The organism is Streptomonospora nanhaiensis (assembly GCF_026642255.1).
Taxonomy (GTDB): Bacteria; Actinomycetota; Actinomycetes; order Streptosporangiales; family Streptosporangiaceae; genus Nocardiopsis; species Nocardiopsis tropica.
The window spans coordinates 1,766,975-1,792,717 of the sequence record NZ_CP113264.1 but is presented as its reverse complement, the minus strand read 5'-3'; the positions used below and the strand labels follow the sequence as shown (position 1 = coordinate 1,792,717).

Sequence of the window (25,743 nt, the reverse complement as noted above, 5' to 3'; positions counted from 1 at the left end):
AGTGGTGCCGGTGCGACGCTCGGGCGCCCGGCCGGCCGCTACCCGCGGCGCGGCCGGGCTGCCGGGGCGAACAGGTCCACGATGTCGTCCATGACGACGACGAGGACCCCGGCGACTCCCCCCGCCAGAACGGCCAGCAGCACACCGGCCGGCTCGGGCGCCGCCGCCGGGCCCGGGGCCAGCGCCCCCGCCGCGGCGACGGCGCCCAGCACGGCGTTGCGCGCCACGTGGCGCGGCGCGTAGACCGCCCCCGGCCTCCCGAAGCAGTGGCAGCGCGCCGACGGCCCGCGCCGAAGGGACGACACGATCACCACCGTGAACACGCACAGCAGGGCGAACGAGCCTGCGAAGGCGGCCCGGCCCAGCTGTTCGGCCCCCGACGCCCAGCCCCCGAAGGCCGCGACCACGGCGGCCTCCGCCGCGGGGACGGACCACGTCGCGAGGGGCAGCACTCCTGCGGGGGCCGGTCGCAGCGGTTCCAGCGATGCGGCGAAGCCGCGGGGGTCCCGGGCCTTGCCGAACGCCGAGACGGCGAAGACCGTCGCGAGCAGGGCCGCCGCGCCGGGCAGCAGGTGGTCCCACGGCATCGGCGTCATCCCTCCAACCGGCGCAGTACGGTTCCGACGACACGGCTCACCGGGACCGGTCCGAACCCGCGCGAGTCGAGACTGCTGTCGCGGTTGTCGCCCAGGACCACCACGAAGCCCTCCGGCACGGTCCCGCCCCCCTCGTCGCCGGCGACGCCTCGGGGCAGCGGATCACCGGCCACCGCCGCCACCCGTTTGACCAGGTAGTTGGGCCTGCGCCGGTTGCGCTCGTCACGGATCACCGGGGTCTGCGGATCGCTCAGGACCACGAGTTGGCGCGGGGCGATCACCGTGCCCCTGTGCGTACGCGCGGAGAGCATCCGGTCCCCGTGGCGGAGCGTGGGAAGCATGCTCTCCCCCGACACCACCGCGACGAAGACCCTGGCGCGGACCCACAGGAGCGCCCCCAGCGCAGCGGCCGGGAGGGCGAGCGCGACCGCCGCGCCGATCGCGGTCAGCACGGGGCCTCCTCGTCCCGGCGACGCCTCTCGTCCTCACGATCGCCCTCGTCCCGGCGGTACCCCTCGGCCTGGATCGAGAACAGCCGGGCGTACACGCCGTCCGCCGCCATCAGCTCCCCGTGCGTCCCCGACTCGGCGATCGTCCCGCCGTCGAGCACGACGATGCGGTCCGCGTCGCGCAGGGCGCCGAGCCGGTGGGAGACCAGGAGGCTGGTGCGGCCCCGGCGCTGCTCCCTGAGCCGCGTGTGCAGTTCGTACTCGGCCTCCGCGTCCAGCCCGGCGCTGGGCTCGTCGAGGATGAGCAGGTCCCGTTCCTCGCGGAGCAGGGCGCGGGCGATCGCGATCCGCTGCTGCTGCCCGCCGGAGAGGTCGACCCCCTGCTCGCTCCCGTCCCCCTGGTAGAAGATCCGGGTGATGAGCGTGTCGTACCCGTGGGGGAGGGCGGCGACCGCGTCGTGGACTCCCGCTCGGCGGGCCGCGGCCTCGATCGCCGCACGGTCCCCGGCCCGGGACCGGTCGCCCAGCCCGATGTTCTCGGCGGCGGTCATGTCATAGGTCATGTAGTCCTGGAACACGGCGCCGATCCGCTCGCGCAGGACAGCGGGGTCGACGTCGCGGATGTCGGTCCCGTCCCAGGCGATGGTGCCGCGGTCGGGGTCGTAGAACCGGCACAGCAGCTTGACGAGGGTGCTCTTGCCCGACCCGTTGAGCCCCACCAGGCCCAGGGCCGTCCCCGCCGGGATGTCCAGGTCCACGCCCCGCAGGACCCAGGGTTGGTCGGGGGTGTAGCGGAACCACACGTCGCGCAGCTCGATACGGCCGGTCAGCGGGCCGGCCCCGCCCGTCCCGGCGGCCAGGTCCGGTTCGACCGCGACGACGTCGCGGTAGTGGGTGAACAGGAGCAGGCGCTGGTGGGCCTGGGCCAGGAGCGAGATCATGCCCGCCATCCCCTGCTGCACCGCGCCGACCGCGGCGATGTACAGCGCCACGTCCCCCACGGCCCCCGAGCCGGCGTCCGCCCGGAGGACCACCCACACCAGCCCCCCGCCGGAGATCAGGGCGGACAGGAGTCCGGCGGCGACCTGGACGGACATGTCGCGCCGGTCCATGCGCCGGTTCTCGTCGTTGGCCCTGCGCCGTTCGGTCAGCATGCGCCCGCGGAGCATGTCGCCGAGCCCGAAGAGGCGGATCTCCTTCGCGGCCTCGGCGCTCGACATCAGGTCGCGGTAGAACAGCTCCCTGCGCTCGACCGGGCCCAGCCTCCAGATCATGGCGGCCCGTCTGCGCGACAGCCCGAGCTGCCCCCACAGCGCGGGCAGGGTCCCGAGGAGGACGACCCCGGCCAGCACCGGGTGGATCACCACGAGGGAGCCGACGAAGCCGAGGACCGTCACGAGCCCGGCGACCAGGCCGAGAGCGGCCTGGAGGACCTGCGCCGGGGTCTGCCCGCCGTTGTCGGCCGCCAGCCGCAGGCGGTCGAGGAAGGCCGGGTCCTCGAACCGTCCGAGGCCGGGGAGCCGGTTGACGGCCGTGAACAGGCGGTCGTCCGCGTGGAGGCCGACCCTGCGGCCCAGCTCGTCCTCGGCGTACACCTGCAGCGCCGTGGTCACGGCCGTCGCGACTCCGAGGACCGCCAGCGCGGCGGCCGCGGCGAGGACGGCCGCCGGCGCCGCGCCCACGGCGAGGTCGTTGAGCACCGTGCGCATGAGCCAGGCGTTGGCGACCGGTACCGCGCCCGCCGTCACGGCCAGCGCCGTCAGGCCGAGCGCCCACCAGCGGCCCGCACCCCACACGAGCCGGACGGCGGGGGGAAGGCCCGCGGCGACCTGGCGCCAGCCGTTGCCGGGCCGCCCGTGCGTGTCCTCCATCGCTCACCCGGCCGCCGGGCCGAGGGCCACGCCGCCGGGCCGGGGCGCGAAGACGCTGGTGGCCGCCACCACGCCCCCGACCACCGTCACGAAGCAGGGGGTCCCCCGGACGTCGAGGAGGCGGGGCAGCCCACCGTCCCAGGGTTCGACCACCACCGGCACGGCCGGCTCCAGCAGGGCGACCATCCCGGCCTCGAGCCCGCCCTCCTCGATCACCACGGCGAGGACCCGCTCGCCCGGATACCGGGCGGCGTGGTCGAGGACGAGGGGCAGGCGTTCACGGCACGGGGAGCAGTCGGGGGACAGGACGGCCACCAGGAGGGGGACGGCCGTCTCCTCGAAGACGAGTTCGGAGCCCAGGGTGGAGCGTGCCCGGAACGCGCCGACCCGGGTCCCGACGGGGGCCGCCGACGCGGGGAGGTCGTCGTCGGCCGCCCCCGGACGCCCCTCCAGCAGTGCGGTGTGCTCCCGCAGCCTGCGCACCACCCCGATCGCCAACAACAGGTTCAGGATCCCCAGTGCGCCGACCAGGGCCACTGCGACGACCACGAAGACCACGACGTACCTCCTCGTTGCGCACCGGACGGGGTGGCGGAGCGGGGCCCCGCCACCGGGTCGGCGCCCCGGACGGGGCGGCCCGACTAGCAGGTGCCGCAGTCCAGCTCGCGCACCTGGGTCTCGCTGCCGCACGTGCGCTTCTGGTACTGGACCTTGTTGGTCCAGAAGAAGCCGCAGCGGTTGCAGTGCGAGTCCCTCCACGGACCGCAGGCGGCCGCCTCGACCCTGACCTGCGGAACGACCGACCGGAGTATTCGATCGCCCAGCGACGCGATCATGCTGACCATGTTCGGTTCCTTTCTCGGTGTGCGCCTGGATGGCAATCGACAGACAACCACCGGCGGGTACACCGGGGGTTCACTCCGGATTCATTTCTCCACCCGGCCCGCGGAGCTCTTTTACGGACAGTCCGAATGCCGTAGGATTCGAGGCCCGGACGGCCGGGACCGGCCATTCACGACCGCCGATCGTGACCCCGTGTTACTCTTCGCACACCATCGGACATGGCCTGTTTGCGCACCACCGGGCGGGTCAGAACGTGAGAAGAATCGGCACTCCGGCCGACAGTCCTGTTTCATGGCGGCGCGCCGGAACGACGACGATCAGAGATACTCATGGACTTCAGATTGCTCGGTCCGCTCGAAGTCATGGACGATTCCGGTAATTCCATACCGATCAACCGCAAAAAGCACCGGCAACTCCTCGCCGCCCTCCTCGTGCGCGCGAATACGGCGGTCCCCTGCGTGCAGTTGATCAACAACGTCTGGGGCGAGGATCCGCCCCGTTCCGCCCGGGGCAACCTCAAGACCTACGTCTCGCAGCTGCGGCAGCGGATCGACCGCATCGAGACCAGCGGGGAGGGCTACCGCATCCGGGTCGGGGAGCACGAGCTGGACTCCGCCGTCTTCGCCGCCATGCTGCGGCGGGGGCTGCGCACGCTCGAGGAGGGGCGGCCGGCCGAGGCCGCGCGGACCCTGGAGGAGGCGCTCGGCCTGTGGCGCGGCGCCACCCTCCAGGACACGCCGCTCGACGGCGACCTGGCCCTCACCCACACGCACCTGGACGAACAGCGGCTCACCTGCTTCGAGACCCTCATGGACATCCACCTCTCCCAGGGGCGGCACACCGAGGTCCTCGCGCGGCTGTACCCGGTGATCGGCTCCCACCCGCTGCACGAACGCCTCTGGGGCCTCCAGATGACGGCCCTGTACCGCGACGGCCGCTGCGCCGAGGCCCTCGCCGCGTACCGGACCATGCGCGCCCGCCTGGTGGAGGAGCTGGGGGTGGACCCGAGCCCCGAGCTGGAACGGCTGCACGGCCAGATCCTCGCCCGCGACCCGGCGCTGTCCTCCCCCGCCGGCCTCCCCCCGCGGCCCGCGCCCCGTCGCCCCGCCCCGCGGGCACAGGTCGACGCGCCCGTGATCTGACGCCCGGCCCGTCACCGCGGGGCGGCCCCCCGGCGCCTCCCCGGCCGACGCCGTGCCCGGCCGCCCGTGCCCTGGAGGTCCGGGCCGGCCGCGGAGGAGGTGCCATCATGGGAGTCCAGCCCCTCGCCCCGGCCGCGGAGGAGGACCCGGTGGACGACGACGCGAACACCCCCGAACGCCTGCGCGAGGCCCTGGTGGACGAGATCGCGGCCCGGAGCGCGCTGCTCGGCCGCCCCCTGGCGCCCCGGGTCGAGGCCGCCCTGCGGACGGTGCCCCGCCACCTCTTCCTCCCCGGCCGGTCCCTGGAGCGGGCCTACGCCGACATCCCCGTCGTCACCAGGACGGACTCCGCGGGGCTCCCCACGAGCTCGGTCTCCCAGCCGGCCATGGTCGCCACGATGCTCGACCAGCTCCGGGTCGAACCGGGCCACCGCGTCCTGGAGCTCGGCTCGGGCGGCTACAACGCCGCCCTGCTCAGCGAACTGGTCGGCCCCGCGGGCTCGGTCACCACCGTCGACATCGACCCCGGCGTCACCGCCCGGGCCCGCTCCGCTCTGGACGGGGCGGGCCACGGCCGGGTGGACGTCGTCCTCGCGGACGGCGAGTTCGGCCTCCCCGACCGCGCGCCCTTCGACCGGATCGTCGTCACCGTCGGGACCTGGGACATCCCGCCCGCGTGGCCCGGACAGCTGGCCCGGGGCGGCCGGATCGTCGCACCGCTCCGCCTGCGCGGCCTCACCCGCTCCCTCGCCCTGGAACCGGACGGCGGCCACCTCGTGAGCCGGTCCGATGAACCGTGCGGGTTCGTGCCGATGCAGGGGGCGGGCGAGAGCGCCGTGCTCCGCGTGCCGCTGCACGGCGACGAGGTGGGCCTGCTCGTCGAGGACGGTCCGGCTCCCGACGCGGCGGCCCTGGCGGACGCGGCGGCCTCCCCGCGGGTGGACCTGCGCTCGGGGGTCGCACCCGGCCCCGCCGACCCCTTCGCCGGACCGGACCTGTGGCTGGCCACCGCCCTTCCGGGCTTCTGCCTGCTCACCGCCACGCCGCAGGCCGTCGCCCGCGGCCTGGTCCGTCCCGCCTGGACCACGGGCACTCCCGCCCTGGCTGAGGACGGCGGCTTCGCCTACCTGGGCGCGCCCGAGTCCGCGGGCGCCGGGTCAGGGAGCTCGGAGTTCGTCGTCCACGCGCACGGGCGCCGTGCCGGGGACCTCGCGGCCCGGCTCGCGGGACGGATGCGGGACTGGGACCGCGACCACCGGTCCGGTCCGGGCCCGGTCCTCACCGTCCACCCGGCCGGCACCCCCGACCGGGCGCTCCCGGACGGGTTCGTCATCGACAAGCGCCACACCCGGGTGGTCGTCACCTGGCCCTGAGCCCTCCCGGCCCCGGGAACGCCGGGACCGGCCGTGCCCCCGCACGGCCGGTCCCTCGGCACGTCAGCGCTTCATGCCGTGCTCGATGGCCTCGATGATCCTCGGCCGCAGTTCGGCGGCGCCGATGATCGCGTCCACCGAGCCGACCTCGACGGCGCGCTGGATGCTGTGCACCGCGTCGAACTCCGCGGCGACCTCACCGAGCTTCTCCGCCCTGACCGCGGACTGCACCTCGGCCAGACGGGCGCTCAGCGCCGCCCGCTCGGCGGCGTCGGCCGCCGAGACCCGGGCGTGCAGCTCCGTCACCCTCGGGTCGTTCGCCGTCCGCTTGTTCACCTCGCCGGAGAACACCACGGCCGCCGCGGGGGCGCCGCCGAGCACGGAGGCGTAGGAGCCCTCCAGCGCCAGCACCGTCATGTTCGGGTTGAGCGCCTTGGAGAACACCACGAACGCGCCGCCGTGGTAGCGGGAGATCACGCAGAACACGATGGGCCCGTCGAAGTTCACGATCGCCCGGCCGATCTCGGCGCCGTACTCCAGCTGGAGGTTGCGCATCGACTCCGGGGAACCGTCGAACCCGGACAGGTTGGCCAGCACGACCAGCGGCCGGTTGCCGGAGGCCGCGTTGATCGCCCGCGCGGTCTTCTTCGACGACCGCGGGAACAGCGTGCCCGCGGTGTAGGTGTCCGGCCCGTCGGTGGGCGGGAAGCCGCGCCGTGCCACCGACCGCGACTCGATACCGATCAGGCAGACCGGCCAGCCGCCGATGTGCACGTCCTGGACCGCCGACGTGTCGGCGTCGGCCATCCCCGCCCACCGCTCCAGCGCCAGGTGGTCCTGGTCGGAGAGGGCGCGCATCACCGTGCGGATGTCGAACGGCTTCTTGCGGTCCGGGTTGTGCTCGACGGAGAAGATCTGGCCGACCGTGGTGAAGTCGCTGCCCTCGATCTCGTGCGGGAAGTCCGAGACGTCGCGGTCGACCGGGTCGACCGTGTCCGCCTTGCGCGGCGCCCCCTCCCCCGGGACCACGTAGGTGTGGTCGTAGTGCGCCATCAGCACGTCCCGGGCGGCCGGCAGGTTGGGCGCCCAGTACTGGGCCTGGCCGTTCGGCCCCATCACGCGGTCGTAGCCGCCGATGCCGAAGTTGTCCTCGGCCGACACGCCGCCGGAGAAGTCCAGCGACTGCTTGCCGGTGAGCACCATCGCCGAGTCCGGCGTCATCACGAGGATGCCCTTGGTGTGCATGAGCATCGTCGCCTCGGCGTTCCAGTACGGCTGCGCGCCGACGTTGATGCCCGCGACCACGATGTTGATCTCGCCGCCGTCCTGGGTGTAGGTGACGATCCGCTTCAGGGCGGCCGCGACCCAGTCCATGTTCTCGGTTCCCGAGGACATCGAGATGCGCGCGCCCGCGGAGAGCGCGAACCACTCCAGGGGGACCCGCATCCGCTCGGCCAGGTCGATCGCGGCGATGACCCGCCTGCACTCCGGCTCCGACAGCGCGCCCAGCGCCTTGGTGGGGTCACCGAGCAGCACGACGCGGGTGACGCCCTCGGGGTGCCGCGCGGTGGGCGTCGTGACGACGCCCGCGACGATCGCCGCGGTGTTCCCTCCCCTGGGCCGGTCCACCGGCGCGAGAACGCCGTGCTCGTCGAGGTCGTGCTCGACGAAGCGGCCCTCCGGGCCGGCGAGCAGGCCGGTCAGCTCGTACGGGTAGGTGGTGCCGCGGCGGGCCGCGCGCAGCACCTTCTGGCGGTAGTCGTCCAGCGGCGGCACCGGTTCGGTCGAGGGCTTGTCGACGTGCATGCGCGCGCCGTGGCCCGGGTCGAGGGTGATCCGCACGGCGACCTCGGTCAGCTCGCCCTCGGCGGTGCGCTGGCGGGCGACGAACTGGACCTCCTCCAGTCCGGCCCCCTCCGTGGTGGGCAGGATGCGCTGGACCAGCGTGTCGAGCTCCTCGGGGGTCAGCTCGGTCGCCGGCCAGACGTACATCATGATCCGGTTGGTGTCGAAGCGCCGGTTCTGCGGCCCCTGCGCCCGGATGTTGCGGATCGCGTCCAGGCAGCCCGCGATCGTGTCCTCCACCACGGGCAGTGCGACGAGGCGGCCGTCGGCGTCGCGCAGCGGCGTCAGGTCGCGGACCTGCCCCATCGCGATGAGGCGCTCGTCGGCCGGGTTGCCGCGCGCCACGGCCTTGAAGAGGTAGATCTCCTCGTCGGCCGACGGCAGGCGCGTGAGGTCGAACTCGCGCAGCCGCTGCAGCTGGAGGCGGCGGGCGATCTGCGGGTGCAACCCGCGGATCAGCCGGTCCTCGGTGAGGCCGTCGTCACCGGGCCGGAAGGTGAAGTGGTGGTGCATCACCGCGCCGCTGGTGCCCGCGACGGTGGTGGTGATCCGGCGGACGCCCTCGGGGAGCGGGTGCTCGGCGAGGATCCGTCCGAGCCGCACCGCCATCTCGTCGGCGTCCGGCTGGCCGTCCCACGTGACGTAGAGGTCGGCCACCAGGCCGCGCCCGGCGGCGTCGGCGGCGAAGCCGCCGACCGCCCCGACGGCGTCGGGCAGGGAGGCGATGTCGACCGCGGTGGTCACCAGGCGCGTCGCCCCGTCGTGGCCGGTGTGGTCGGCGGTGACGAACCGGCAGCCCGCGGCCTCCCGAACCGCGACGTCGGACAGCCCCCGGTTGCCGTAGTAGCGGCGGGTCAGGACCTCCAGCAGCGGCGCGTGGTCGCGGCCGGGCCGCCCGATCCGCTGGCCGATCAGCCTGACCAGCGGTTCGGCGCTGGCCACCATGGTCTGGATCCGCTCCGCGCGGTCCGGCGCGTCCGGGTTGCGGTCCAGGTAGCGCAGCCCGTCGCGCACGGAGGCGTAGACCTCGGCGCGGTTGCGGCGCAGCAGCGGCTGGGCGAACCAGCGGAACACCACTCCGCGGGCGAGGTCGGACACCGCGGGGAAGCGCACCTGCGTGGCCTCGACGAGGTGTTCCAGGGCGCGTCCGGCCCGCTCGCCCAGCGCCTCCAGGGGCAGTGGCCCGGCCAGCCACCGGCGCAGCAGCTCCGACACGACCGCGACGTCGGTCGGCATCCGGTGGAGCGCCAGGCAGATCCGGAAGACCGCGGCCTCCAGCTCGGGCGTGCGGTCGAGGTCGGTGATGCCGTAGTGGGCGAGGACCGTGCGGAGCTTGGTCCGGAAGCTCTCGGGGAGCCCGGCCCGCTCGACGTCCAGGCTCTGGAGGTAGCTGTGGAAGAACTCGCGCGGGCTGTGCACGGGGCTGCGCGGCTCGGTCTCGGTGTCACCGGCCGGCTTGTTGCGGCTCAGCTCGGACAGGTCGGCGAACACCGTGATCAGGTCCAGCTCGCCCTCGACCGGCCGCCCGCCCAGCTCGGCCCGCGCGGCCAGGTAGTCCGACAGCACGCGCCGGCGGTCGTGGGGGTCCACGTCGAAGCCGAGCAGCAGGCTGCGCAGGTCCTGGAGTCCGCGCTCGACCCGCTCGGCCGCGGACACCGCCTCGGGCTCCGCGGGGAGCTCGATCTCGGCGGTCTCGGCGGTGGCCGCGGCGCCGTCCTCCACGCCCTCGTCCGCGAGGGGCTCCAGGCGCATCAGCGGGGCGCCGGACTCGACCTGGCTGCCCACCGCCACCGGGCACTCGCGCACCCGGGCGCGGAACGGTGCGCGCAGCACCGTCTCCATCTTCATGCTCTCCAGCACCAGGATGGGCGCGCCTTGCTCGACCTCGTCACCGACGGCCAAGGGCGTCGACACGACCAGCGCGGGCGCGGGCGAGCGCACGACGCCGCCCTCGTCGCGGCTGATCCGGTGGGTGACCCCGTCGACCTCCACCAGGTGGATCGGCCCGTGGGTGGCCGTCACCAGCCGGAAGCGGCGGCCGTTGACGACGATGCGGCCGCTGTGCTCGTCGAAGCGCTCGACCTCGACGTCCGCCGGGTGCACGTCGCCGCCGCCGGAGACCCCGACGCGGAAGCGCCTCTGGCCGACGCGGGCGACGGCGACGCGGTAGCCCACCCCGCGGAGCTTGAGGTCCAGCGGGCGGCCGCTCTCGTGCTGCACCTGCGGACGACCGCCGTGGGCGCTGGACAGCAGCCGCCGGCGGCTGACGTCCTCCTCGTCCTGGTAGGCCTCGATCGCGGCGGCCGCCAGGGCGACGGCGGCGTGCCGGTGGCTGGTCAGGCGGCCCTCGGCGCGCACCCTGTCGATCCAGCCGGTGTCGGCGCTGGCGTCGATCACCTCGGGCTGATCGAGCAGGTCGACGACGAAGCCCTTGTTGGTCGCGCCGCCGTCGATGATGACGGTGGTCTCGGCCATCGCGCGGCGCAGACGGGCCAGCGCCTGCTCGCGGTCGCGGCCGTAGGCGATGATCTTCGCGATCATCGAGTCGAAGTCGGCCGGGATGGTGTCGCCCTCGCTGACACCGGTGTCGACGCGGATGCCGGGCCCGGCGGGCAGGATCAGGCGGGCGATGCGGCCGGGGGCGGGGGCGAAGTCGCGGTCGGGGTCCTCGGCGTTGAGGCGGGCCTCGACGGCGTGTCCGGTCTCTGCGGGCTGGACGCCGTCCAGCCGCTCCCCGCTCGCCACCTGCAGCTGCAGTCGGACCAGGTCGGTGCCGGTGGTGATCTCGGTGATCGGGTGCTCGACCTGGAGCCGGGTGTTGACCTCCAGGAACGCGAACAGCTTCTCGCCCGGGTGGTAGAGGAACTCCACGGTGCAGGCGCCCCGGTAGCCGACGGCCACGGCGAGGCGTTCGGCGGAGGCCTTGAGCTCCGCGGTCTGCTCCGGGCCCAGGACGGGGGAGGCGGACTCCTCGATGACCTTCTGGTTGCGCCGCTGCACCGAGCAGTCGCGGACGCCCAGCGCCCACGCGGTGCCCTGGCCGTCGGCGATGACCTGGACCTCGACGTGCCGGGCCCCGGTGACCAGGCGCTCCAGGAAGACGACGCCGGAGCCGAAGGCGCGCAGCGCCTCCTGGCTGGTGCGCTCGTAGGCCTCGGCCAGGTCCTCGCCCGAGGCGACCATGCGGATGCCCCGCCCGCCGCCGCCCGCGGTCGCCTTGAGCATCAGCGGGTAGCCGATCTCGTCGCCGGCGCGCAGGGCGTCCTCCAGCGTCGCGACCTCGCCGCGGCTCCAGGGGGCGACGGGGACGCCGACCTCCTCGGCGATGAGCTTGGCGCCGATCTTGTCACCGAGCCTGCGCATCGCCTCCGCGCTCGGCCCGACGAAGGTGACGCCGATCTTCTCGCACAGCTCCGCGAAGGCCGGGTCCTCGGCGACGAAGCCCCAGCCGACCCAGGCGGCGTCGGCCCCGGTCTCGACCAGGGCCCGCTCCAGGACGGCGTGGTCGAGGTAGGGGCGCGCCGAGGCCGGGCCCAGCGAGTGGGCGATGTCCGCCTCGCGGACGAAGGTCGCGTTGCGGTCGGCGTCGGTGTAGAGGGCGACCGTCTCGATCCGCGTCCCGATCTCCGCGGAAAGATCCCGAACTGCGTGGATGAGGCGCATCGCGGCCTCTCCACGGTTGACGATGGCGACACGACTGAACACCGGTTGAGCCTCCCAAGTACCCACGCACAGAAGGCGACCTCCAAAGCCCGGAGCGTCGCCTCCACCTATCTATACCTTGCTCGATCGCCACCGGGTACAGCAATGTCCCGAATCGCCCATGGCGGATCTGCTGTGTTGTGGGAACCCCACAAAAAGTGCCCGTGGTCCCCCTGCACGGCCCCGGCTCCATGCGAGGTGTGCCACAAAACGGGCGCGTGTCCGCGACGGCACGGCGGGAGTGTCGCGCGGGGGCGCGCGGGCCGGGACGGCGGCTCCGGCGCCCCGCGGCGCGACCGCCGGGGACCCGCCGCGGGGACCGGCACGGCCCCGGACCCTCCGGACGCCGCGGCGCCCGGCGGACCGTGCCGCTCCCCGGGGAACGGCGTTTCGGGCCGCGCTTCACGGACGGGCCCCGTGACCGGTTCCGGACAATTCTCACCCTGAGTGCCTATTGAATCACCGGCAGTTCTGTCGAATTCGGAGAAAGCGCGTCGGCCGGGTCCCGGGAATGTCCGCGGACGCGGCGGCCGCGGGCTTTCGCGCAGGTCGCGGCCGGAGGCTCGCATGTACTTTCGGCGGTGCTCCGCATGTTTCGGGAGGGTATGGGGACAGCTCCACGGGTACGTGAACTCCGCGGTTCACCGGGGAACAACGCCAAGGGGTGACAAGTAACAGCAATGAGCACAGAATGGACCCGTACGGCCAGAGCGGGTCCCTTGCTTTCCGGGCCCGGAAGGCCCGGCCCGCCGCAGCGGGCCCCTCGGGTCCTCGGCCGCCCCACGTTCCCCAGCCGGAGGAGACACCGGATGGAAGGCGCCCTGCCTGTGATCGCTCTGGTCGTCGTCGTGGTGTCGGCCGGCGCGATCGCGGTCGCCGCGCACTTTCGCAAGGAACGCGTCGCGGAGCTCCGCGTCTGGGCCCGCGAGCACGGGTGGACCTACGCCGAGCACCAGCCGGCCCCGCTGGGCGAAGCGGTCCTGCCGCGTTCCACCAACGGCCCCCACCCGCGCGTCCAGCACGTCCTCTCCGGGCGCCGCGGCCGGCACCCGGTCGTCATCTTCGAGCACACCCACAAGCCGAGGCACGGCGCGGCCGGGGGCCGCCAGGCCTACCGGATCGTCGCGGTCCGCACCCCCGGCCCCAACGCCGAGCTGGAGATCCGCCGCAGGGACCGCCTCACGCCGTCCGACGACGCCTTCGACAGGGCCTTCCACGCCGTCGGCGACACCGGGTTCGCCCGGGCCGTCCTCGACCGCGCCATGACCGCGTGGCTGCTCTCGGATCCGCGGTCGCGGTCGCTGCCGGTACGCTTCAGCGGCGACTACGTCCTCACCTGGGCCGCCATGCGCCTGGACCCCGACCGGTCCCTCACCGCCGCCGACTACCTGATCGACATGGTGGAGCGCATCCCCGCGGAGGCGTGGAAGCGGCACCCCGCGGGCCCCTGACCGGGGTCACGGCTCCCTGCACCCGAACCTGAGCAGGCGGACTCCCCCGCAGGAGACGGATAAGATCCGCTGTGCCCCGAAGCAATTAGGAGTAGCAACCCTCATGAGCGACCCCAACTCGACGCACCGCATCTCGCGCGCGGACCTCTTCCGCGACGACGAGGAGGAGCAGAACGCCCCGGACCCCAACGCGACCGCGCGCATCTCCCGCGCGGACCTCTTCCGCGACGACGACGAGTCCACGGCGCCGCGAGAGCAGCGCTGACCCCGTCGCCGCGGCGACGGACGGAACGGGGAAGCGCCCACCCGGAGGACCGGGTGGGCGCTCTGCCGTGCGCGTCCGGCGCCGTCCGGGACCTCTCCCCGGCGGCGCGGCGGCGCCCTACCGGCGCTCGCGGACGGCGGCGACGATCTCGGCCACGGCCTCGTCGACCGGCACGCCGTTGTTCTGCGAGCCGTCCCGGAAGCGGAAGGACACCGCGCCCTTGCTGATGTCCTCGTCTCCGGCCAGCAGCATGAAGGGCACCTTCTGCTTCTGGGCGTTGCGGATCTTCTTCTGCATGCGGTCGTCCCCGGCGTCCACCTCGACGCGGATGCCCTCGGCGCGCAGCTTGGCCGCGACCTCCTGGAGGTAGGGCACGTGCTCGTCCGCGATGGGGATGCCCACCGCCTGCACCGGGGCCAGCCAGGCGGGGAAGGCGCCCGCGTAGTGCTCCAGCAGGACGGCGAAGAAGCGCTCGATGGAGCCGAACAGGGCGCGGTGGATCATCACCGGCCGCCGGCGGGAGCCGTCCGGGGCGGTGTACTCCAGGTCGAAGCGCTCGGGCAGGTTGAAGTCCAGCTGGATCGTGGACATCTGCCAGGTGCGGCCGATGGCGTCCTTGGCCTGGACCGAGATCTTGGGGCCGTAGAAGGCGGCGCCCCCCGGGTCCATGACCAGTTCGAGCCCCTGCTTCTCGGCGGCCTCGCGCAGGGTGGCGGTGGCCGTGTCCCAGACCGCGTCGTCCCCGATGTACTTCTCCGGGTCCTTGGTGGACAGCTCCAGGTAGAAGTCGTCCAGGCCGTAGTCGCGCAGCAGCTCCAGCACGAAGGTCAGCAGCGAGTCGAGCTCGTCCGCCATCTGCTCCTCGGTGCAGTAGATGTGGGCGTCGTCCTGGGTGAAGCCCCGGGCCCGGGTCAGGCCGTGCACCACGCCCGACTTCTCGTACCGGTACACGGTGCCGAACTCGAACAGGCGCAGCGGCAGCTCCCGGTAGGAGCGCCCGCGCGCGTCGAAGATCAGGTTGTGCATCGGGCAGTTCATCGGCTTCAGGTAGTAGTCCTGGCCGCCGTCGAGCTTCATGGGGGGGTACATGCCGTCCGCGTACCAGTCCAGGTGCCCCGACTTCTCGAACAGGGTGCTCTTGGTGGCGTGCGGGGAGTAGACGAACTCGTAGCCGCTCTCCTCGTGCCGCTTGCGCGAGTAGTCCTCCATCACCCGGCGGATGATGCCGCCCCGGGGGTGGAAGACGGCGAGGCCGGAGCCGATCTCGTCCGGGATGGAGAACAGGTCCAGCTCCGCGCCGAGCTTGCGGTGGTCCCGCTTCTCGGCCTCCTCCAGGAAGGTCAGGTAGTCCTTGAGGGCTTCCTTGGTCTCCCAGGCGGTGCCGTAGACGCGCTGGAGCTGCGGGTTGGTCTCCTTGCCGCGCCAGTAGGCGGCGGCGGTGCGCATGAGCTTGAACGCGGGGACGGCCCTGGTGGTGGGCAGGTGCGGCCCGCGGCACAGGTCCTTCCAGCACTGCTCGCCGGTGCGCGGGTGGACGTTGTCGTAGATGGTGAGCTCGCCGGCCCCCACCTCGACCCCGGCGCCCTCGGCGGCCTCCGTGGCGCCGCCCTTGAGGCCGATCAGCTCCAGCTTGTAGGGCTCGGTGGCCAGCTCGGCCCGCGCGCCCTCCTCGGTGACGACGCGGCGGTCGAAGCGCTGCCCCTGCTTGATGATCTGCTGCATCTTCTTCTCGATGCCCTTGAGATCGGCGGGGGTGAACGGCTCGGCGACGTCGAAGTCGTAGTAGAAGCCGTTCTCGACGGGCGGGCCGATGCCCAGCCGGGCCTCCGGGAAGAGCTCCTGGACCGCCTGCGCGAGGATGTGCGCGGTGGAGTGGCGCAGGATCGCCCGGCCCTCGTCGGAGTCGATCGCGATCGGCTCGACGACGTCGCCCTCGTGCAGCTCCCGGTCCAGGTCGCGCGGCTCGCCGTTGACGAGCGCCGCGACGACGGTCCTGCCGTCGGCCTCCAGTGCCTGCCCCGCCGTAGTGGTGGCCGCCACCGCACGCGGGGTTCCGGCGAGGGTGATGTGCAGCTCAGGCGCGGCGGACACGGTGACTCCTAAGGACGTGGATCGCGGTCTAACGCGTACCGACCGCCCCGTGGGGCGGCCAGGCGTTTTCCCCCCGATGCTATCGGCTCCGGGGTGGCTCCGCCCCGGCCGTCCACAGGTCCGACGGCGTGCGCCCGGGGCCCGCGCGCCCTCTTCCCGGGCCGCCGCGCGGCCCCGGAAGCGCACCCCGGAGCGGCTCCGCCCCCGGTGATTCGGTCGGGGAATTCGGCCGTGTCCGCCCAGGCCGCCCGGTGCCGCCACATCCCGGGGGAACGGTGACATAAGGGAATCCTCTCCCCCCGGGAAGACGTTCTGTCAAAGAACGTCACCTTTCAGGAAGCTGTCCACAGCCATACCAAAGACCATTGATCCGGGGTTCGAGATCGGTGAGAATCAGCAGACATCCGACCACCGGCCCCCGCGGACCCGAATACACCCAGTCTCTGCGACCGAATACTGTGAGCGCATGTCACCGAGCCCACCGACCGGCCCACCGGCCCCGGAGACATCCCCCTCCCGCCGTGCCCACGCGAGGCGGTGGCGACGGCTGCGGGCCAGGCTCCGCCTCTTCCGCAGACGTATGCACACCCACCCGGCGCTGCACCTGCCCTGGCGCATCCTCGTCGGCACGGTCGGCACGCTGGTGGTCCTCGCCGGGCTCCTGATGATGGTGATCCCCGGCCCGGGGCTGGCGTCGGTCATCCTGGGGCTGGTCATCTTCAGCACCGAGTTCCGGTGGGCCCAGAGGCTCGTGCGCCCCGCGCGCGTGTGGTTCCTGCGCGCCGAGCAGCTGGGGATGCGCCTCAGGGACGAGGCCTTCCGCCGCTATCGGGAGCGGCGGGACCGGAGGCGGCGGCGCGCGCTGCCCTGCACCCCGCCGCACGAATAGGCGCGGGTCCGCCGCCGGGCGCGGGCCCTTGCCCCGCCCGTGATACGGACACGACGAAAAGAGGGAGGGCCGGATCCGCGTGAAGCGGATCCGGCCCTCCCCTGCTGTGGGCGATACTGGACTCGAACCAGTGACCTCGTCGGTGTGAACGACGCGCTCTAGCCAACTGAGCTAATCGCCCTGAACTGCTGCGCTGCCCGCCCTCTCGGCCGGACAAGAAAAACTTTAGCGCATGTTCGGGGGTGCTCGACGCACACGGCCCGCCCGGCGGACCCACCAACCTGTGACAGAGGTCACACGTTACTACCGGCGGGTTCGTGGGAGTGTCTTCTGTCGGTGGTGATTCCCGCCCTGAGAAGGAGTTCCCGCCCCCGTGGCCCCGTCGAGTACCGCCGCGACATTACCTCCGCGTGACGCGGACCACCCGACATGGGGAAATCTTTGGTTTCTCCTGGTCATTACAGTGACGAAGGATCGTGGAGCCGCGTTGCGGCGAGCTGGGCCCGCTGGGCGGGCAGCGAGACCTCCGGTCCCATCCGACCAAGAAAGTCTCCGTACTCACGTCATGTTCCGCGGGAAGCCGCGTTGGAGCGGGTGAGACGGCAACCGACCCGCGCCGCAACGAGCAGGGCCGGACGAGAAAAGGTTTGGCGAACATGAACAGTAGCGACACCACTGCCACCGCCGAGCTGGGCCTGCGGCTCGTGGTTCCCGAACGCACCTCGGTTCCGCTGGTCGCGCGGCTGGACTACAGCTCGGACGACCCCTACGCGATCCGGGTCGCGTTCCACACCGGCGAGGACAACCCCGTCGAGTGGATCTTCGCGCGCGAACTCCTCACCGTCGGCATCGTGCGCCCCGTGGGCGAGGGCGACGTGCGCGTGTGGCCCTCCAAGGACGAGAGCGGCGAGCGCAGCGTGAGCATCGCGCTCTCCTCGCCCTTCGGCCAGGCGGAGTTCGACACCCAGGTCTCCCCGCTGGCGGAGTTCCTGCACAGGACCTACGAGATCGTGCCCGCGGGCCAGGAGGCCCAGTTCGTGGACCTCGACGAGGAGATCCAGCAGCACCTCCACTCCTGAGGCCCCGTACGGGACCCAGGGACCCCTGACACGACGGAGGGGCGGCGCACGGAGCGCCGCCCCTCCGTCGTGCCGGAGCCCCGCCTCAGGGGGCGCAGGGCCCGCCGCACCGCCCCCGGTCCGGCCCGCCGCCCGTCACGGGTCGAGGTCGGCGGCGGAGCGCTCCGCGAACACCGCCATGGCCTTGGCCGTCACCGGGCCGACCCCGGGAGAGACCTGCCTGCCGTCGATGTGCAGGATCGGCTGGACGTCGCGCCCGGTGGAGGTCAGGAACGCCTCGGAGACGTCCGGCAGGCGCCCCATGGGCACGTCGGCCTCCTCCCCGCCGAACCACTCCAGGACCAGCTCCCGGGTGATGCCCGCCAGCGGCCCCGCCGACAGGGGCGGGGTGACCAGGACCCCGTCGAGCACCACGAAGACGTTGCTGCCGGTGCCCTCGCAGAGGTTCCCGCTCACGTTGCGGAAGACCGCCTCGCTCGCGCCCCTCTCCTTGGCGTGGGCCAGGGCCCGCACGTTGTCCGCGTAGGAGGTGGTCTTGAGGCCCGCCAGGGCGCCGAACTCGTTGCGCGGCCAGGGGGCCAGCGCCACGTCCGTGTGCGGCGGGATCCCCGGGAAGGGGCCCAGCGCCACGATGACGGTCTGCTCGCCCGGCGAGCGGTCCGAGCCCAGCGGCCCCGCTCCGTCGGTCACGGTGATGCGCACACGGGCGTCGGTCAGCTCGGGGTTGGCGGCCACGGCCAGGCCGACGCCGTCGGCGATCAGCTCCAGGTCCGGCTCGGCCATCCCCAGGCCGGCGGCGGAGCGGGCCAGCCTCCGCAGGTGGCGGGTGAGCGCGAACGGGCGGCCGTTCCGGGACCGGACCGTCTCGAACACCCCGTCCCCCACGGTGATCCCGTGGTCGAGCGCGGGGATGCGCGCCTCGCTCTCGTCGACGACGGCGCCGCGGCCGTACCCGGCACCCGCGATCCACACCCTCATTCCAACCCCCAAGTTCTCAAGTGCCCAGGTCGGGCCGGTGTCTTCCCGATACTCCCACCTCGGAGGCCCCCGAGCCCCGGGACCTCCCTACCCGCCGCCCCTCCGGGTTGGCAAGGGAAGTGACCGGCACCGGCCTCCGGTCCGGTCACGGACCCGCCCGAACCCGCCCATCGCGACTGGTCACACGCCTCGGTTCGGAGCGCGGCCCACCCGGTACCCACCGTGTCGGCCGGACAGATAAGTTACGAATGACTATCATCTGGGCAACGCTTATGCGGGACCGGTCGCAGCTGATCAGAACTCTCCCTCCCGGCCGATCCTGCCGCACCCCCGGTGCGCGTGTCCCGTCACGCCCCGACAACCGACAGAGCAAAGAGAGACATGACCCCACCGAGCACCGCCCGCGGAGAACTCAGCTGGCTGCTGGACGACCTCCTCACGCGCGCCTCCGGAACACAGCACGCCATCGTCCTGTCCACCGACGGACTCCTCATGGCCACCTCCAGCGGCCTGGACCGCCCCGCCGCCGAGCACCTGTCGGCCATCGCCTCGGGGCTGCACAGCCTCGCGGGCGGTGCGAGCAAGCAGTTCTCCGCCGGCGACATCCGCCAGAGCATCATCGAGATGGACCGCGCCTTCCTCTTCGTCGCCGCGGCGGGCGAGGGCGCGTGCATGGCGCTGATGTCCGACTCCGACAGCGACGTGGGCCTGATCGCCTACGAGATGAACAAGGTCATCGAACGGGTCGGCCAGTACCTGTCCGCGCCTCCCCGCCCCGACATGCCCTCCACGCCCGCACACGTGGAGAACTGACTCCTGCCGCCGCGGCAGGTCGTCCGCAGGGCCTGCCACGGCAGGGCGCGGGCGCGTTCCCGCGTGCGCCCCGCCGAATCCGATTTCGCGCTTGGCCGGGAATCCGCTAGAGTTCTTAACGCAGCGAGGGGGACGCACGAGGGAGACCTCGGGGGTCGCCACCACTCGCCGCGCGGACGTGGCTCAGCTGGTAGAGCATCACCTTGCCAAGGTGAGGGTCGCGGGTTCGAATCCCGTCGTCCGCTCGCGAACGGTTCGGCTCCACCATTTTCGGATGGTGGAGCGGTACCGGTGCCGGGTCGTCAGCCCGGCACACATGCGGACGTGGCTCAGCTGGTAGAGCATCACCTTGCCAAGGTGAGGGTCGCGGGTTCGAATCCCGTCGTCCGCTCGGAGAGGCCCGCATGGGTGTCACTCGACGTTCCCCATGTCGTTTCCTGGCGGAGTGGCCGAGTGGTTGAGGCAAGGGACTGCAAATCCCTGCACACGGGTTCGATTCCCGTCTCCGCCTCGCAGTGCGCAGTACCTCATCCCCCGATGAGGGCGATTAGCTCAGTTGGTTAGAGCGCTACCTCGACACGGTAGAGGTCACAGGTTCGAGTCCTGTATCGCCCACCGGCATCATCCAAGGCCAGAGCTTCGGCTCTGGCCTTCGGCGTTTCCGGGGCCCGTACTCCCGGGAGCTTTCCGGGAGGCCGTCTCCGGGGCCGGTCCGCCCGGAGGGCGCCGGAGCCGACGACGCGGTCCCCCTCCCCTCGAGAGGCGGGGACCACGCGCGGGAGGCCCGACCGGGACAGGCCCTGCCGGGGACGCGGGGGTCGCGTGCCGTCCCCGGCACGGGGGCGCGGACGGCGGGGGCCCGCCGGTACCGCGTGCCGGGGCGGGAGCGGTGCGCGCCGGCGCTCAGGCGCCGGTGCGGTCCCCGGGCACCGGCCCGCCGTCCCGGGCGGGGCCCGAGGCCCCGGAGCGGTCGCGGTCGTGCTCCCGGAGCCAGCGCACGAGGGAGGCGGCGACCAGGCTCAGGACGACGATCAGCGGGAAGGCGGTCACGACCGACAGGGTCTGCAACGCGTCGGTTCCGCCCGCGGACATCACCGAGACCGACACCGCCGCGAGGACGAGGGCCCAGAGCACGCGGTTGGGCCGCGAGGGCTCGACCTCGTTCGGCAGGTCGCGGGAGGTGGCCGCTCCCATGGTGTAGGACGCCGAGTCCAGGGTCGTGGCCAGGAAGACCAGCAACAGCAGCAGGAACAGCGGGGTGACGGCCCAGCTGAGCGGGAACGCCTCCAGAGTGGCGAAGATGGCGGACACCGCGCCCTCGGTCTCCAGCGTTTCGACGACAGGGGCCTCCCCCCGCAGCTCGAAAGCCATGCTGGAGTTGCCGAGCAGCGCGAACGACAGCCAGCAGCCCAGGCTTCCGAAGCCGCACATGCCGACGATGATCTGCCTGACGGTGCGGCCCTTGGAGATCTTGGCGCAGAACATGCCGACGAAGGGCCCGTAGGAGATCCACCAGCCCCAGTAGAAGACGGTCCAGACCTCCTCGAAGCCCGATCCGCCGACGGGGTCGGTGTAGGTGCTCATCCGCACGATGTTCTGGGCGAGCAGGCCGACGCTGTTGGTGAAGGTGTCGATGACGAAGACCGTCGGGCCCACCGCCAGGACCAGGGCGCCCAGAGCGGCGGCCAGGTAGAGGTTGAGGTTGGCGAGGCGCTTCAGACCGCGGTGCAGGCCCAGGGCGACGCTCCCGGCGAACAGCAGGGTCCACAGGCCGATGACGACGGTGTTGAGCGTGGCGCCCGGCTCGACCCCCAGCATGCGGGAGGCGCCCTCCGCGACGGTGGGCACGGCCAGGGCCAGCGAGGTCCCCGCCGCGCCGATCATCCCGAGGATGAAGAAGACGTCGATCACCCGCCCCGGCCAGCCGTCGACGCGGTCGCCGAGCACGCCGCGGCACGCCTCGCTCAGGCGCAGGCGGCGGACCCTGCGTACGTGGTAGGCGTAGGCGAGGGCGAGGGTGGGGACGCAGAAGACCGCCCAGGCGGTGGGGCCCCAGTGGAAGAGGGGGTAGGTCGCCGACCACTCGGCGGCCTCGGTGCTGTGCGGTTCGAGCTGGTACGGGGGAGCCCCGTGGTAGTGCGCCCACTCGATGATTCCCCAGTACATGAGGCCGCCGCCGATCGCGGCGGTGAAGATCATCGCGAGCCAGGTGGGGGTGGAGAACTCGGGGCGGTCGTCGGGGTCGCCCATCCTGATGCGGCCGTACCTGCTGAGGACCAGCCAGACGAGCAGTACCGCGAGCCCGGCGACGAACCACATGTAGGCCCAGCCCAGGTCGGACTGGAGCCGGGACAGGACGGCGCCGAGCAGGCGTTCACCCGTCCTCGGCGCGATCACGAACGGCGCGCTGAAGCCGATCACCATGATCAGCGCGGGCCAGAAGACTTTGTTGTCGATGTTCCATCGGATGACTCGGGTCACCTCCGTGGTCGAGGGCGCGGACCATCCAGTTACTACTGTGTTGCGTTTGACTAATCAACCAGTCGGTTATCGCATCGTTGCACTCCACCTCGCCCTCCTACCGCCGTCGGATCGCGGAAAGCGCATGGCGGTAAGAACTTCATGGGTTCGTCGCTGTCAAGCCGAAGCTTCTACAACGAAGTGGCAACCATGCACGCGTTGCGAAAATCGCTACATCGCTGTTACGTTCTCCCCCGTGAGCGACAACGTGGCCGACGACGTGCGCGGCAGGGCCCGTGAGGCGATCCGCCGATCCGGCCTCTCCCAGCGGCAGTTCGCGGCCAGACTCGGCATCGACCCCACCAAACTCTCCAAGTCCCTGACCGGCACCCGGCGTTTCACCGCCCTGGAGCTGGCGGGCATCGCCGACGAGACAGGGGTGACGGTCAACTGGCTGCTCAACGGCCGGGACGACGCCGAGACCGTCTCCGCGGCGCCGCGCGACTCGTCGGCGGTGAGGCCGCCGCCCGCGAGCCTGGCCGACCACCCGGGGGCCGCCCGGGAGCACAACCGCAAGCTCCAGATCATCGAGGCCGCCTGGACCCTCATCGCCGAGCACGGGTACCACTCGGTCCGCGTCGCCCAGGTGGCCCGGGCCTGCGGGACCTCCAGCGCCACCGTCCACTACCACTTCCCCACCCTGGAACACCTCCTCGTGGAGGCGCTGCGCCACTCGGTGAAGCAGGCGTTCGACCGCCAGGTCGCGGGGCTGCACACCGTCGGCGACCCGTACGAGCGCCTTCTCCGGCTCATCGAGCTCCAGCTCCCCGGTTCGGACCGGCTGCGGCTGGAGTGGTCGATCTGGCTCCAGGTCTGGACGGCCGCGGCGCTGAACCCCGAGATGCGGGAGCTGCACGCCGCCTCCTACCGGCGCTGGCACGAGACCATCGCCCGCACCCTCCGGGAGGGGAAGGAGAGCGGGGTCTTCGGTGATTTCGACGTCGAGGAGATGACCCGGCGCCTCACCGCCCTCATCGACGGCCTGGGGATCCAGGTCATGACCGGGATGCCCGGGCGATCCGTCGACCACATGCGCGACACCCTGCGGTCGGTCATCGACCGCGACGTCCTGGGGCACTGAGCCCTCCGGTGCCCCGCCCCTGCGGACCGCACGGCCCGACCGCGCCCCTTCCGGCGCCCGACGGCCCGCCCGGTCCGAGCCCGAGAAACCGCACTCAGAGAGACGGAGCACCGCCGTGAGCGACACCATGAACCACAAGCCCATCCTGACCTGCGCCCTCACCGGCGCGGGGGACACCGTCGGCCGGAGCGAGCACGTCCCCGTGACGCCCGCGCAGATCGCCGCCGCCGCGGTCGAGGCCGCCGGGGCCGGCGCCAGCGCGGTGCACATCCACGTCCGCGACCCCGAGACGGGCGCCCCCTCGCGGGACGGCGCCCTCTACCGGGAGGTCGTCGACCGCATCCGCCAGACCGGCACCGACATCGTCATCAACCTCACCGCGGGGATGGGCGGCGACCTGGTGATCGGCCAGGAGGACCCCCTCCGGTTCGAGGAGGGCACCGACCTCGTCAACGGGCTGGACCGCCTGCCGCACGTGGAGGAGCTGCTGCCCGACATCTGCACCCTGGACTGCGGCAGCCTGAACTTCGGCGACGGCAGTCATGTCTACATCTCCACCCCGGACATGCTGCGCGCGGGCGCCAGGCGCATCCAGGAGCTCGGGGTCCGTCCGGAGCTGGAGATCTTCGACACCGGCCAGCTGTGGTTCGCCAGGACCATGCACGCGGAGGGCCTGATCGACGACCCGACGATGTTCCAGCTGTGCACCGGCATCCCCTACGGCGCGCCGTCGGACCCGGGCGTCCTCCTGTCGATGGTGAACATGCTCCCGGAGGGCGCGCAGTGGGCGAGCTTCTCCATCGGCCGCAAGCAGATGCCGTGGGTGGCGCAGTCGGTGCTGCTCGGCGGGCACGCCCGGGTGGGCCTGGAGGACAACCTCTACCTCAGCCGCGGGGTGAAGGCCACCAACGGCCAGCTCACCGAGAAGGCCGTCGGCATCATCGAGCAGCTCGGCGCCCGGGTGGCCACACCGGACGAGACCCGCGCCATGCTCGGACTCCGCGGCGCGGCCTGACCCGCGGCCGACGACGAACGCCACCGCACAACGCCACCACATGAGGAGCACGATGACGGAGAACGCGAGAACCGCCCCCGGGGCCGTGCGCACGGTCGCCTGCGTCGGAGCGGGTGTCATCGGGGGCGGCTGGGTCGCCCACTTCCTGGGCCGCGGCTACCGGGTGGTCGCCTGGGACCCCGCCCCGGACGCCGGGAGCAGGCTGCGCGGGCTGGTCGCCTCGGCCTGGCCCGCCCTGGAGAGCCTGGGCCTGGCGGAGGGGGCCTCCACGGCGAACCTGCGGGTCGCCGACACGCTGGCCGACGCCGTCTCCGAGGCGGACTTCGTCCAGGAGAGCGCGCCGGAGCGCCTCGACCTGAAGATCGGCCTGCTGGCCGAGATCGACGCCGCCACCCCCGAGGGCGTGGTCATCGCCTCGTCCACCTCCGGCTACAGCATGAGCGAGATGCAGGTGGGGGCGCGGACGCCGGGACGGCTCGTGGTCGGCCACCCGTTCAACCCGCCCTACCTCGTCCCCCTGGTCGAGGTCGTCGGCGGTGCACGGAGCGAGCGGTGGGCCGTCGACTGGGCCTCGGACTTCTACCGCGCCGCGGGCAAGTCGGTGATCACCATGGAGCAGGAGCTCCCGGGGTTCATCGGCAACCGGATCCAGGAGGCGGCCTGGCGCGAGGCCCTGCACATGGTCGCCGAGGAAGAGGCGACCGTGGAGCAGATCGACCTGGCGATGACCAGCGGCCCCGGGCTGCGCTGGGCCTTCTTCGGCCCCTGCCTGACCTTCCACCTCGCCGGGGGAGAGGGAGGCATGGCGCACATGCTCGACCACTTCGGCCCGTCCCTGAAGTCCCCGTGGACCCGTCTGGAGGCGCCCGAGCTCACCGCCGAGCTGCGGGACCGCATGGTGGCGGGCACCGACGAGGTCGTGGCCGGGCGCTCCACCGCCGAGCTGATCGCCCAGCGCGACCGCCGCCTGATCGCGGTGGCCCGGGCACTCGAGGAGGTCGAACGCGAGGAGGCCGCCGAGCGGGCGGGGGGTCAGGCGTGAGCGCGGCCCTCGTCCGGCGGCTCCGTCCCGAGTGGATCGACTACAACGGCCACCTCAGCGAGGCCTACTACGTCCTGCTCTTCGGGTTCGCGACGGACGCGCTGATGGACCGGGTCGGCCTGGACGCCGCCTACCGGGAGCGGACCGGCTGTTCGCTGTACACGGTCGAGGCGCACGTGCGGTACCTGCAGGAGGTCGCCGCCGACGCCGAGGTCGAGATCCGCACCCGGGTGGTGGGCCCGGGCCCGGGCGGCCCCGCCGCCAAGAAGGCGCGGCTCTGCCACGAGATGCGGGTCGGCGGCGAGCTGGCGGCGACCGAGGAGCTCATGGCGCTCCACGTCGACCGGGGCCGGGGCCGGGCGGTGCCCTTCCCCGAGGACGTCGCGGCGGGCCTCGCGGCCCTCGCCGAGCCGGCCCCCGACTACGCGGGCCGCGCCGTCGGCGGGTAGCGCTCCCCCGGCCCGCGGCCGACGGCCGCTCCCGCGGGAGCGGCCGTCGGCAGGGGCGTCGCGGGGCGGTCCGGCGCCTCCCGGCCGGGGCCCGGGCCGTCGGCGGGCCCCCTGGGGCGGGCTGCGCCCGAACGTACCGGCCGGAACGGGTCGGGGCGGGGAACGCTGCCCGCGAGCGCGGGAGGACGGCCCGTGCCGGGGTGTGCCGCACCCAGGACCGCCCGGTCCGGGCGGAGCACGTCCTGGCCG

The 25,743-nt window shown here is 72.8% G+C and carries 20 protein-coding genes and 5 tRNA genes; 15 read left to right on the top strand and 10 right to left on the bottom strand.

The genetic code is table 11. The annotated features are described in order from the left end of the window. Nucleotides 1-38: 38 nt before the first annotated feature. From OUQ99_RS07920 to OUQ99_RS07900, 5 genes are all read right to left on the bottom strand, one after another. Entirely contained in the window at nucleotides 39-587 is a 549-nt protein-coding gene (locus OUQ99_RS07920; protein ID WP_267948774.1) for a MauE/DoxX family redox-associated membrane protein, read from the bottom strand. A 5-nt stretch (nucleotides 588-592) separates the two neighbouring features. Continuing rightward, nucleotides 593-1,048 carry a S26 family signal peptidase gene (locus OUQ99_RS07915; protein ID WP_267948773.1) on the bottom strand — a complete coding sequence of 152 codons (456 nt, stop codon included), beginning with the start codon at nucleotides 1,046-1,048 and terminating at the stop codon, nucleotides 593-595. Beyond that, on the bottom strand, nucleotides 1,042-2,916 hold the full coding sequence (locus tag OUQ99_RS07910) for an ABC transporter ATP-binding protein (protein WP_267948772.1): 1,875 nt from the start codon (nucleotides 2,914-2,916) through the stop codon (nucleotides 1,042-1,044). Before OUQ99_RS07910 ends, OUQ99_RS07915 begins: the two co-directional genes overlap by 7 nt. 3 nt (nucleotides 2,917-2,919) lie before the next feature. After that, nucleotides 2,920-3,474 (bottom strand): hypothetical protein, encoded by a 555-nt coding sequence (locus OUQ99_RS07905; protein ID WP_267948771.1) that lies wholly within the window; start codon nucleotides 3,472-3,474, stop codon nucleotides 2,920-2,922. A gap of 83 nt (nucleotides 3,475-3,557) precedes the next feature. Continuing rightward, entirely contained in the window at nucleotides 3,558-3,761 is a 204-nt protein-coding gene (locus OUQ99_RS07900; RefSeq protein WP_267948770.1) for a hypothetical protein, read from the bottom strand. Nucleotides 3,762-4,121: 360 nt separating this feature from the next. On the opposite strand from OUQ99_RS07900, the gene OUQ99_RS07895 reads away from it, so the two are divergent. Continuing rightward, nucleotides 4,122-4,901, top strand: a complete 780-nt coding sequence (locus OUQ99_RS07895) for an AfsR/SARP family transcriptional regulator (RefSeq protein ID WP_267948769.1) — start codon at nucleotides 4,122-4,124, stop codon at nucleotides 4,899-4,901. Between the two features lie 107 nt (nucleotides 4,902-5,008). Continuing rightward, nucleotides 5,009-6,274 (top strand): methyltransferase, FxLD system, encoded by a 1,266-nt coding sequence (gene fxlM, locus OUQ99_RS07890; RefSeq protein ID WP_267948768.1) that lies wholly within the window; start codon nucleotides 5,009-5,011, stop codon nucleotides 6,272-6,274. A gap of 63 nt (nucleotides 6,275-6,337) precedes the next feature. Here the strand turns inward: fxlM and OUQ99_RS07885 are convergent, their stop codons facing one another. Then, on the bottom strand, nucleotides 6,338-11,824 hold the full coding sequence (locus tag OUQ99_RS07885; RefSeq protein WP_267948767.1) for a carboxyl transferase domain-containing protein: 5,487 nt from the start codon (nucleotides 11,822-11,824) through the stop codon (nucleotides 6,338-6,340). A gap of 806 nt (nucleotides 11,825-12,630) precedes the next feature. Between OUQ99_RS07885 and OUQ99_RS07880 the strand changes: the two genes are divergently transcribed. Together OUQ99_RS07880 and OUQ99_RS07875 are read left to right on the top strand one after the other, a co-directional pair. After that, nucleotides 12,631-13,272, top strand: a complete 642-nt coding sequence (locus OUQ99_RS07880; RefSeq protein ID WP_267948766.1) for a hypothetical protein — start codon at nucleotides 12,631-12,633, stop codon at nucleotides 13,270-13,272. 103 nt (nucleotides 13,273-13,375) lie between these two features. Beyond that, on the top strand, nucleotides 13,376-13,537 hold the full coding sequence (locus OUQ99_RS07875) for a hypothetical protein (RefSeq protein WP_267948765.1): 162 nt from the start codon (nucleotides 13,376-13,378) through the stop codon (nucleotides 13,535-13,537). A gap of 117 nt (nucleotides 13,538-13,654) precedes the next feature. Here the strand turns inward: OUQ99_RS07875 and thrS are convergent, their stop codons facing one another. Further along, the gene (gene thrS / locus OUQ99_RS07870) at nucleotides 13,655-15,628 is read right to left on the bottom strand and encodes a threonine--tRNA ligase (RefSeq protein ID WP_267948764.1); all 1,974 of its coding nucleotides are present in this window, start codon (nucleotides 15,626-15,628) and stop codon (nucleotides 13,655-13,657) included. 580 nt (nucleotides 15,629-16,208) lie between these two features. Between thrS and OUQ99_RS07865 the strand changes: the two genes are divergently transcribed. Then, complete coding sequence (locus OUQ99_RS07865) at nucleotides 16,209-16,517, top strand: PGPGW domain-containing protein (protein WP_267948763.1); 309 nt, start codon at nucleotides 16,209-16,211, stop codon at nucleotides 16,515-16,517. Between the two features lie 107 nt (nucleotides 16,518-16,624). Here OUQ99_RS07865 and OUQ99_RS07860 read toward each other — a convergent pair. Next, nucleotides 16,625-16,698, bottom strand: a tRNA-Val gene (locus tag OUQ99_RS07860). Between the two features lie 475 nt (nucleotides 16,699-17,173). Here OUQ99_RS07860 and OUQ99_RS07855 point away from each other — a divergent pair. Further along, a complete protein-coding gene (locus tag OUQ99_RS07855) occupies nucleotides 17,174-17,596 on the top strand; it encodes an SsgA family sporulation/cell division regulator (RefSeq protein WP_267948762.1) in 423 nt (140 codons plus the stop codon). A gap of 135 nt (nucleotides 17,597-17,731) precedes the next feature. Here OUQ99_RS07855 and OUQ99_RS07850 read toward each other — a convergent pair whose 3' ends face one another. Beyond that, entirely contained in the window at nucleotides 17,732-18,574 is an 843-nt protein-coding gene (locus OUQ99_RS07850) for an aminotransferase class IV (protein WP_267948761.1), read from the bottom strand. 381 nt (nucleotides 18,575-18,955) lie between these two features. On the opposite strand from OUQ99_RS07850, the gene OUQ99_RS07845 reads away from it, so the two are divergent. From OUQ99_RS07845 to OUQ99_RS07825, 5 genes are all read left to right on the top strand, one after another. Then, on the top strand, nucleotides 18,956-19,387 hold the full coding sequence (locus tag OUQ99_RS07845; protein ID WP_267948760.1) for a roadblock/LC7 domain-containing protein: 432 nt from the start codon (nucleotides 18,956-18,958) through the stop codon (nucleotides 19,385-19,387). Nucleotides 19,388-19,559: 172 nt separating this feature from the next. Then, nucleotides 19,560-19,632 (top strand) — tRNA-Gly (locus tag OUQ99_RS07840). Between the two features lie 73 nt (nucleotides 19,633-19,705). Further along, nucleotides 19,706-19,778 (top strand) — tRNA-Gly (locus OUQ99_RS07835). 48 nt (nucleotides 19,779-19,826) lie between these two features. Beyond that, nucleotides 19,827-19,898: transfer RNA gene (locus OUQ99_RS07830), tRNA-Cys, on the top strand. A 30-nt stretch (nucleotides 19,899-19,928) separates the two neighbouring features. Then, nucleotides 19,929-20,002 (top strand) — tRNA-Val (locus tag OUQ99_RS07825). Between the two features lie 288 nt (nucleotides 20,003-20,290). Here OUQ99_RS07825 and OUQ99_RS07820 read toward each other — a convergent pair. After that, nucleotides 20,291-21,868, bottom strand: coding sequence for a BCCT family transporter (locus OUQ99_RS07820; protein WP_267948759.1), 1,578 nt, complete (start codon nucleotides 21,866-21,868; stop codon nucleotides 20,291-20,293). 235 nt (nucleotides 21,869-22,103) lie between these two features. Between OUQ99_RS07820 and OUQ99_RS07815 the strand changes: the two genes are divergently transcribed. The 4 genes from OUQ99_RS07815 to OUQ99_RS07800 all read left to right on the top strand — a co-directional run bounded on the left by OUQ99_RS07815 (nucleotide 22,104) and on the right by OUQ99_RS07800 (nucleotide 25,494). Next, on the top strand, nucleotides 22,104-22,988 hold the full coding sequence (locus OUQ99_RS07815) for a TetR/AcrR family transcriptional regulator (protein WP_267948758.1): 885 nt from the start codon (nucleotides 22,104-22,106) through the stop codon (nucleotides 22,986-22,988). Between the two features lie 115 nt (nucleotides 22,989-23,103). Further along, nucleotides 23,104-24,003, top strand: a complete 900-nt coding sequence (locus OUQ99_RS07810) for a 3-keto-5-aminohexanoate cleavage protein (protein WP_267948757.1) — start codon at nucleotides 23,104-23,106, stop codon at nucleotides 24,001-24,003. A 52-nt stretch (nucleotides 24,004-24,055) separates the two neighbouring features. Further along, entirely contained in the window at nucleotides 24,056-25,045 is a 990-nt protein-coding gene (locus OUQ99_RS07805) for a 3-hydroxyacyl-CoA dehydrogenase NAD-binding domain-containing protein (RefSeq protein WP_267948756.1), read from the top strand. Continuing rightward, nucleotides 25,042-25,494 (top strand): thioesterase family protein, encoded by a 453-nt coding sequence (locus OUQ99_RS07800; protein ID WP_267948755.1) that lies wholly within the window; start codon nucleotides 25,042-25,044, stop codon nucleotides 25,492-25,494. The genes OUQ99_RS07805 and OUQ99_RS07800 overlap by 4 nt, the downstream gene beginning before the upstream one ends. The last annotated feature ends 249 nt before the right edge of the window (nucleotides 25,495-25,743 follow it).